This is a genomic window from Umezawaea sp. (assembly GCF_057122925.1).
On the sequence record NZ_DBNGPQ010000057.1, the window covers coordinates 159,027 to 167,436 of the forward strand.

Annotated in this window: 6 protein-coding genes; 5 read left to right on the top strand and 1 reads right to left on the bottom strand. The window is 71.7% G+C overall.

The window, feature by feature from the left end:
- The first annotated feature begins 145 nt into the window (after positions 1-145).
- From AC156L_RS13735 to AC156L_RS13755, 5 genes are all read left to right on the top strand, one after another.
- Entirely contained in the window at positions 146-1,249 is a 1,104-nt protein-coding gene (locus AC156L_RS13735) for a LacI family DNA-binding transcriptional regulator (RefSeq protein ID WP_330875319.1), read from the top strand.
- 261 nt (positions 1,250-1,510) lie between these two features.
- A complete protein-coding gene (locus AC156L_RS13740) occupies positions 1,511-3,139 on the top strand; it encodes a glycoside hydrolase family 27 protein (RefSeq protein WP_330875320.1) in 1,629 nt (542 codons plus the stop codon).
- Between the two features lie 21 nt (positions 3,140-3,160).
- Entirely contained in the window at positions 3,161-4,807 is a 1,647-nt protein-coding gene (locus AC156L_RS13745; protein ID WP_330875321.1) for a glycoside hydrolase family 43 protein, read from the top strand.
- A gap of 19 nt (positions 4,808-4,826) precedes the next feature.
- A complete protein-coding gene (locus tag AC156L_RS13750; protein WP_484406888.1) occupies positions 4,827-6,122 on the top strand; it encodes a CE1 family esterase in 1,296 nt (431 codons plus the stop codon).
- Between the two features lie 67 nt (positions 6,123-6,189).
- Positions 6,190-7,506 (top strand): glycoside hydrolase family 6 protein, encoded by a 1,317-nt coding sequence (locus AC156L_RS13755; RefSeq protein ID WP_330875323.1) that lies wholly within the window; start codon positions 6,190-6,192, stop codon positions 7,504-7,506.
- Between the two features lie 81 nt (positions 7,507-7,587).
- Here AC156L_RS13755 and AC156L_RS13760 read toward each other — a convergent pair.
- Positions 7,588-8,410 (bottom strand): hypothetical protein (locus tag AC156L_RS13760; RefSeq protein WP_484406889.1); only part of this gene is annotated, 823 nt, incomplete at its 5' end.

The window sequence follows — 8,410 nt, forward strand, 5'->3', positions numbered from 1 at the left end:
GTTTTATTGGCAGACGTGTGAACGGTGATTCGGCGCCGTTTCCCGCGGGCCGGTCGGTGTTAACATCAGGTTTCTCAACGGGTGTCCTGCCGGGTGCCTATGTCCGTTGATTCGGTTTGATCGCCGTCGAGACGGAGGATGTGCGGTGGGACGACAGCGCGTGACGCTGGCCGACGTGGCCAAGGCGAGTGGTGTTTCCCCCACGACCGCGTCACTGGTGTTGACCGGCAGGGGCAGGGCCCTGCGCATCTCGCACGCCGCGGAGCGCCGGGTGCGGGATGCCGCCCAGGAGTTGGGGTACCGGCGCCACGCGGTCGCCGACGGCCCGCGCGGGGCGCGCACGCGGACCGTCGGTCTGATCACCGACTTCGTCGTGTCGTCCCTGCTGGCGGGCGACATGGTGCGGGGTGCGGCGGAGGCGGCCGGTGGGCGCGGGTGCGTGCTCTTCACCGGCGAGAGCGGCGGTGACCCCGAGGTCGAGCGGTCGCTGGTCGAGGCCATGCGCGACCACCGGGTCGACGGCATCGTGTTCGCGAGCATGTTCACCAGACGGGTGATCGTGCCCAAGGGGTTGGAGGACGGCCCCGCCGTGCTCCTGAACGCCCTGCCGGTCGGCCGTTCGTCGCTGCCGTCGGTGCTGCCCGACGAGGTGCAGGCCGGTCGGGCCGCGGCCCGCGTGCTCGTCGAGGCCGGGCACCGCGAGGGCATCCACCTGATCGGCGCTGGTCCCGAACTGCACCGGGTGCCCGCGCGCAGCATCGCCGCCGTGGAGCGGCTCGTCGGCATCCACGAGGTGTTCGCCCGCGCGGGCGTCACCGTGGCGGGCGGTCGCCCGTGCGGGGACTGGAGCCCCGACAACGGCTACGACGCCACCCGCGAGCTGCTGCGCCGCGGCAGGCCCTCGGCCCTGCTCTGCTTCAACGACCGCCTGGCCTTCGGGGCCTACCAGGCTCTCGCGGACGCCGCCCTGTCCGTACCGGACGACGTGGCCGTGATGTCGTTCGACGACCACCCGATCGCCTCGTGGCTGCGCCCTCGGCTGACGACCGTCGTGCTCCCGCACCACCGGCTCGGCGCCACGGCCGTCGAGGTCCTGTTCGCCGCGGCCGAGCGGCGTGGTCGGCTCGCGGAGACCGCCGCGGTCCACCGCGTTCCGATGCCGGTCCGGACGGGCGGCTCGGTGAAGGCGGTGACCGCCCCGCTGGTCCACCTCGGTCATCGGGACTGCGCACGTTCACACCTCTCATGATCGTTACAGCAGGTCTTGCTGGCCTGAAACGAAGGTAGCTAAAGTGAACGCTCACATTTAGCTTTGACGCCTTCCGCCGGGCGTCGATAGATTGCTCATCAGGGCCGCCGTGACGACCCCTGCCCCATCCGAGCGCGGTCGCGCTCGTGATCCCGTCGCGGCGTCCACCACGACCCACTCCACCCGCTGAACCACGGGGGTGAGCACCGCGGACGTCCCCGGCGTCCGCGGTGTCCCCGCCGTGCCCGGAAGGAGACGCCCGTGCCGCGCAGAAGAACGGTTCACCTCGTGATCGCCGCGGTGGTGGCCGCACTCCTCACCGCTCTTCCCCAACCGTCGGCCGCCGCCCCCGGCAGCCCCGCCCTGACCCCGCCGCTGGGGTGGAACAGCTGGAACAGCTTCGGCTGCGGCGTCACCGAGGCGCAGGTGCGCCAGGCAGCGGACGCGATGGTGTCCTCGGGGATGCGCGACGCCGGCTACCAGTACGTCGTCGTGGACGACTGCTGGTTCGACCCCCAGCGCGACTCGGCGGGCAACCTCCGGGCCCACCCGACCAAGTTCGCGTCCGGCATGAAGGCGCTGGGCGACTACATCCACGCCCGCGGCCTGAAGTTCGGCATCTACCAGGTGCCGAACGAGCGCACCTGCGCCCAGGGCACGGGCGCGCACCCCGGCTCGACCGGCAGCAAGGGGCACGAGGTCCAGGACGCCCGGTCGTTCGCCTCCTGGGGCGTCGACTACGTGAAGTACGACTGGTGCTCGTCGGCGGGCACGCGGGACGAGCAGGTCGCCCGCTTCTCGATCATGCGCGACGCCCTGCGCGCGACCGGCCGCCCGATCGTCTACAGCATCAACCCCAACAGCTTCCACGCCATCACCGGCGACAAGTACGACTGGGGCCAGGTCGCGGACCTGTGGCGCACCACCGAGGACCTGCTCGACATCTGGCAGAACGGCAACACCAACAGCTACCCGATGGGCGTCGGCAACGTCCTGGACGTGACGGCTCCGCTGGCCGCCCAGTCGGGGCCCGGCCACTGGAACGACCCGGACATGCTCGTCGTCGGCCGCCCCGGCCTGACGCTCACCGAGTCGCGGTCGCACTTCGCGCTGTGGGCGCTGCTGGCCGCACCCCTCATGGCGGGCAACGACATCCGCACCATGTCCGCCGACATCAGCCAGGTCCTGCGCAACCCCCGCCTGCTCGCGGTGAACCAGGACCCGCTCGGCGCGGGCGGTCGACGGGTCCGCGACGACGGCGCCACCGAGGTGTTCGCCAAGCCCCTGTCCGACGGATCGGTCGCCGTCGGCCTGTTCAACCGGGGCGGCTCCACCGCGACGATCTCCACGACCGCCGCGCAGATCGGCCTGGGCGGCAGCGCGTTCACCCTGCTCGACCTGTGGACGGGCGGCACGTCCAGCACGTCCGGCACGATCTCGGCGAGCGTCCCCGCGCACGGCGTGAGCGCGTTCCGGGTGTCCGGCGGCAGCCCGCTGGCGAACACGACCTCGCGCCTGCGCGGCGTCGGGTCGAACCGGTGCGTGGACGTCGACAACGCCTCCACCGCCGCGGGCGCGGCCACGCTCATCTGGGACTGCCACACCGCGGCGAACCAGCTCTGGACGACGTGGGCGGGCGGTGAGGTCCGGGTGTTCGGCGACCGGTGCCTCGACGCCTACGACCAGGGCACCACCAACGGCACGCGGGTGATCACGTGGTCCTGCAACGGCCAGGACAACCAGAGGTGGACCCTCGGCTCCGACGGCTCCCTGCGCAACACCCGCGCGGGCCTGTGCCTCGACGTCGAGCAGGCCGCCACCGCCAACGGGTCGCGGCTGGTCCTGTGGACGTGCAACGGCCAGGCCAACCAGCGGTGGACCCGCGTCTAGCGATCGTCGGAAGGACGGCAGATGTCTCGTCAACGCCAGTGGACGCTGGGACTGGTCGCGGTCGTGGCCCTGGTGGGCGGTGGGATCACCGCGATCCCACCCGCGCAGGCCTCACCCGACTGCTCGGCGTCCCGCACCGCGTCCCCCGCGTGCGCCACGGGACCGAGGGCCTCGACGTTCACGAACCCCGTGCTGTGGCAGGACTTCGCGGACATCGACATCATCCGCGTGGACGACACCTACTACTACTCCGCGTCCACGATGCACTACTCGCCGGGCGCGCCGGTGCTGCGCTCCTACGACCTGGTCAACTGGGAGTTCGCGGGCCACTCGGTGCCCAGGCTGGACTTCGGCTCGAAGTACGACCTGAGCGGGTCGCGCGCCTACGTCAACGGGATCTGGGCGTCGTTCCTCAGCCACCGCAAGAGCAACAGGACGTTCTACTGGGGCGGCTGCGTCGACTTCGCCAAGACCCACATCTACACCGCGACCGCCGTGGACGGGCAGTGGTCCCGCCACACCACGATCGACAAGTGCTACTACGACGCGGGGATGCTGGTCGACGACAACGACACGATGTACGTCGCCTACGGCAACACGACCATCAGCGTCGCCCAGCTCTCGGCGGACGGGAAGTCCGAGGTCCGGTCGCAGCAGGTGTTCCAGACGCCGTCGAACATCGGCACCCTGGAGGGCGCGCGGTTCTACAAGCGCGGCGGCAGCTACTACATCTGGCTGACCAGACCGGCCAACGGCCAGTACGTCCTCAAGGCGTCCAGCCCGTTCGGCCCCTACACCGTGCAGCAGGTGCTGCTGAACATGCCGACGCCCATCCCCGGCGGCGGCGTGCCGCACCAGGGCGGCCTGGTGCAGACGCAGAACGGCGACTGGTACTACCTGGCCTTCGTCGACGCCTACCCCGGCGGACGCGTGCCGGTGCTCGCGCCGATCACCTGGACCTCGGACGGCTGGCCGCGCATCACCACCGTCAACGGCGGCTGGGGCGCGACCTACCCGGTGCCGAACCTGCCCGCCCCTCCCCGGCAGGTGAAACCGATGATCGGCGTGGACACCTTCACCGGCTCCGCGCTGGGCCCCCAGTGGGAGTGGAACCACAACCCCGACACGAGCAGGTACAGCGTCGGCAACGGCCTGCGCCTGTCCACCGCGACCGTCACCAACGACCTCTACTCCGCCCGCAACACCCTGACCCACCGCATCCAGGGCCCGACCTCCACCGCCACCGTCGCCCTCGACCTCTCGGCGGTGCGCGACGGCGACCGCACCGGTCTGGCGGTGCTGCGCGACTCGTCGGCGTGGATCGGCGTCAAGCGCGACAACGGGCGCAACCGGGTCGTCATGGTCAACGGCCTGACGATGGACTCCAGCTGGCGGACCACCGGAACGGGCACGGAGGTGGCGAGCGCCGACCTGCCCGGCACACGGGTCTGGTTGCGCGCCAACGCCGACATCCGCCCCGGCTCCGGCAGGCAGGCCAGGTTCTCCTACAGCACCGACGGCGTGAACTTCACCCCGCTCGGCCCCGGCTTCACCCTCAACAACGCCTGGCAGTTCTTCATGGGCTACCGCTTCGGCGTCTTCAACCACGCCACCCAGGCCCTCGGCGGCACCGTCACCGTCCAGCGCTTCGAACTGTCGACGCCCTAGGAACGGAAGGAGCTCCCCGATGACGAGGAAGAAATCCCTGTGGGCGGCCGCGGTGTCGCTGGTGCTGGCCGCGGCCGGGTTGGCCGCGACCGGAACCCTCGCCGACACCGGGGCGAGCGCCGCGGTCGGCGCCACCGCGGCCACGGCCGGGTGCGGCAAGGCCCCCGGTCTGGCGAGCGGCACGCACACGCTCCAGAGCGGCGGCAAGAACCGGACCTTCATCCTGCGGGTCCCCGCGAACTACGACAGCGCCCGTCAGTACCGGGTGATCTTCGCCTTCCACTGGTGGGGCGGCACGGCCAACGACGTCGCCTCCGGCGGGACCAGCGGCACGCCGTGGGCCTACTACGGGCAGCAGGAGCAGTCCGACAACAGCGCCATCCTCGTGGCGCCGCAGGGCATCGACAACGCGTGGCCCAACAACGGCGGCGAGGACGTCGCCTTCGTCGACGCCATGGTCGGCCGGATCGACGCCGCCCTCTGCGTCGACACCACGCAGCGGTTCGCGACGGGGTTCAGCTACGGCGGCGGCATGAGCTACGCCCTCGCCTGCGGTCGGTCCTCCGTCTTCCGCGCCGTGGCGGTGTTCTCCGGCGCGCAGCTCAGCGGCTGCGACGGCGGGTCGCAGCCCGTGGCCTACCTCGGCATCCACGGCATCAGCGACTCGGTGCTGAACATCTCGCAGGGCCGGGCGCTGCGCGACCGGTTCGTGCGGAACAACGGCTGCACGGCCCAGAACCCGCGCGAACCCGCCGCGGGCAGCCTGACCCACATCACCACCGCGTACTCGGGCTGCCGGGCAGGCTACCCGGTGGTGTGGGCCGCGTTCGACGGCGGGCACCTGCCGGGCGCGGTGGACGGCTGCAACTGCGAGAGCGGCGTCCGGACCTGGACCAAGGGCGAGGTGTGGAAGTTCTTCTCCCAGTTCCAGGGCACCCCGCCGACCACGACGACCACGACCACGACCACCACGACGACGACGACCGTTCCGGGAGCGTCGCAGTGCCGGGTCGCCTACTCGGTCAACTCCTGGGCGGGCGGCCTGACCTCGGAGATCACCATCACCAACACCGGCACGTCGCCGTACTCGGGCTGGTCGCTGGTGTTCACGCTGCCGAGCGGCCAGACGATCACCTCCGGCTGGAACGCCTCCTACTCGCCGACGTCCGGTCAGGTGACCGCGAGGAACGCCTCCTACAACGCGGAGGTGGCGCCGAACGCGTCGGTCGGCATCGGCTTCCAGGCGACCCACTCCGGCGACGCGGGCGAACCGACCTCCTTCACGCTCAACGGCGCGACCTGCACGACCGCCTGACGATCCACCCCGAAGCCGAGGTCCCCTGCCGGGTCCACGTCCTCGCCCATCCCCGAAAGGACACCCGATGATGCGGAGAAGGCAGGTCGCCGCGGCGGGCGCGCTCTCCAGCGCGCTCCTGGCCTCGGTCGCGGCACTGGCGGTCGGCGGCACGGCCGTCGGCGCGGCGGACTCGGCGTTCTACGTCGACCCGTCCAGCTCCAGCGCGAAGTGGGTCGCCGCCAACCCCGGCGACTCGCGGGCGCCGGTCATCCGCGACCGGATCGCGTCGGTGCCGCAGGCGCGGTGGTTCACCACCACCAACACCTCGGCGATCCGCTCGGAGATCAGCTCCTTCGTGGGGGCGGCGGCCTCGGCGGGGAAGATCCCGATCCTGGTCGTCTACAACATCCCCAACCGCGACTGCGGCGGGGCCAGCGGCGGTGGCGCGCCCTCCCACTCGGCCTACCGGGCCTGGGTGGACGAGGTCGCGGCGGGACTGGCGGGCCGACCGGCGGCGATCGTGCTCGAACCCGACGTGCTGCCGATCATGAGCAACTGCCAGAACGCGGACCAGCAGAACCAGACGAAGGCGTCGCTCTCCTACGCGGGCCGGAAGCTCAAGTCCGGTTCCTCGCAGGCCAAGGTGTACCTGGACATCGGCAACTCCGCCTGGCTGAGCCCGTCGGAGGCCGCTGCCAGGTTGCGTTCGGCGGACGTCTCCGGCAGCGCCGACGGCATCTCCACCAACGTGTCCAACTACCGCACCACCGCCGACGAGGTCGCCTACGCCAAGGCCGTGCTGGGCGCGGTCGGCGACGGCAGGCTCAAGGCGGTGGTGGACACGAGCCGCAACGGCAACGGTCCGCTGGGCGAGGAGTGGTGCGACCCGGCGGGTCGCGCGATCGGCACGCCCAGCACGACGAACACCGGTGACTCCAGGATCGACGCCTTCCTGTGGGTCAAGCTGCCGGGCGAGGCGGACGGCTGCATCGCCCCGGCGGGCCAGTTCGTGCCGCAGCGCGCGTACGACCTGGCGGTGGCGGCGGGTCCCACGACGACGACCACGACCACGACGACCGGGAACAACCCCGGTGGCGGCTGCACGGTCGCCCACCGGGTGGTCAGCCAGTGGTCCGGCGGGTACTCCGGCGAGGTCGTCATCACGAACCGGGGACCGTCGATCACCGGGTGGACGCTCTCGTTCTCCGCGCCGGGCGTGACCGTCACGCAGGGGTGGAACGGGACGTGGACCGACACCGGGGACGTGGTCCGGGTCGAGAACGCGTCGTGGAACGGCGCGCTCGCGTCCGGTGGTCAGGCGACCGTCGGGTACAACGCGAACCACGGCGGGGGAACGCCGCCGTTCAGCGCGGCGACGCTGAACGGCACCGCGTGCTCGTGACCCCTCGACCGGTTCCCCGTCCCGACCCTCGCCGGGACGGGGAACCGCCGACCGCACCCGTCGGCGCCGTCGGGGAGCCGGTCAGCCGGTGACGGTGAGGTCGGCGTCGTTGAGGTCGAAGAAGACGTTGCCGAGCGCCTCGACCCTGATCCGGCCCTTGGTGGTGGCGACCCTCGGCAGCGTCACGGTCTCCGACCCGTCGTTGCGCGTCCGGTGGGTGAGCACGTGCGGGAAGGTCCGTCCGCCGTCGGTGGAGAAGGTGATCCGCACGGCGGTCGTGCCGACCGGGGCCGCGGTCGTCCCGGCCACGTCCCAGGTGACCGGCTGCCGCGAGCCACCCCGGTGGGAGGAGGTGGAGGCGTGCGAGGTCACCAGGAACGGGCCCGCGTCCGGCGCGACCACCAGTGCGGTGTCGGCCGTCCCGATCCCGCCGCCGCCCGGCCTGCCGTCGCGGGCGGTGAGTCTGAAGTGCAGGGTGCGCGAGCCGTCCACGCCCACCCAGTCCGCGGTGGGCAGGAACTCCGAGTAGCAGTCGACGACGTCGGCGGGCACGTTCGTGCCGCCACCGGTCTCCGGCGCCGGGGGCGGCGGGGCGGTCGGGCACCGGCCCGTCACGGCGTTGGTGTTGCCCGCGGCGACCTGCGCGAGGTCGGGGAAGACCCTCGTCGGGTCGGTGGTCGCGCTGTTCTGGCCGGGGGAGCGGTACTCCAGCGCGTCCTCGTCGCTGACGACCGCGGCCGTGCCGAACACGCGGAACAGCGGCCCGTCGGTCTTCGCGTTGTCCACCAACGGGGTTCCGGTCTCGCCACCGGGGTCGTCCTGCTCCCACAGGTAGGTCACCGGGTCGCCGTCGGGGTCGGAGGCCCTGCCGGTCAACGAGAACGGCGTGCGCGCCGGGATCGTG

What these genes read in the sequence shown, in the direction of transcription:
- AC156L_RS13745 (WP_330875321.1), top strand. Translation starts at nt 3,161, where the DNA reads ATGTCTCGTCAACGCCAGTGGACGCTGGGACTGGTCGCGGTCGTGGCC.
- AC156L_RS13750 (WP_484406888.1), top strand. Translation starts at nt 4,827, where the DNA reads ATGACGAGGAAGAAATCCCTGTGGGCGGCCGCGGTGTCGCTGGTGCTG.
- AC156L_RS13755 (WP_330875323.1), top strand. Translation starts at nt 6,190, where the DNA reads ATGATGCGGAGAAGGCAGGTCGCCGCGGCGGGCGCGCTCTCCAGCGCG.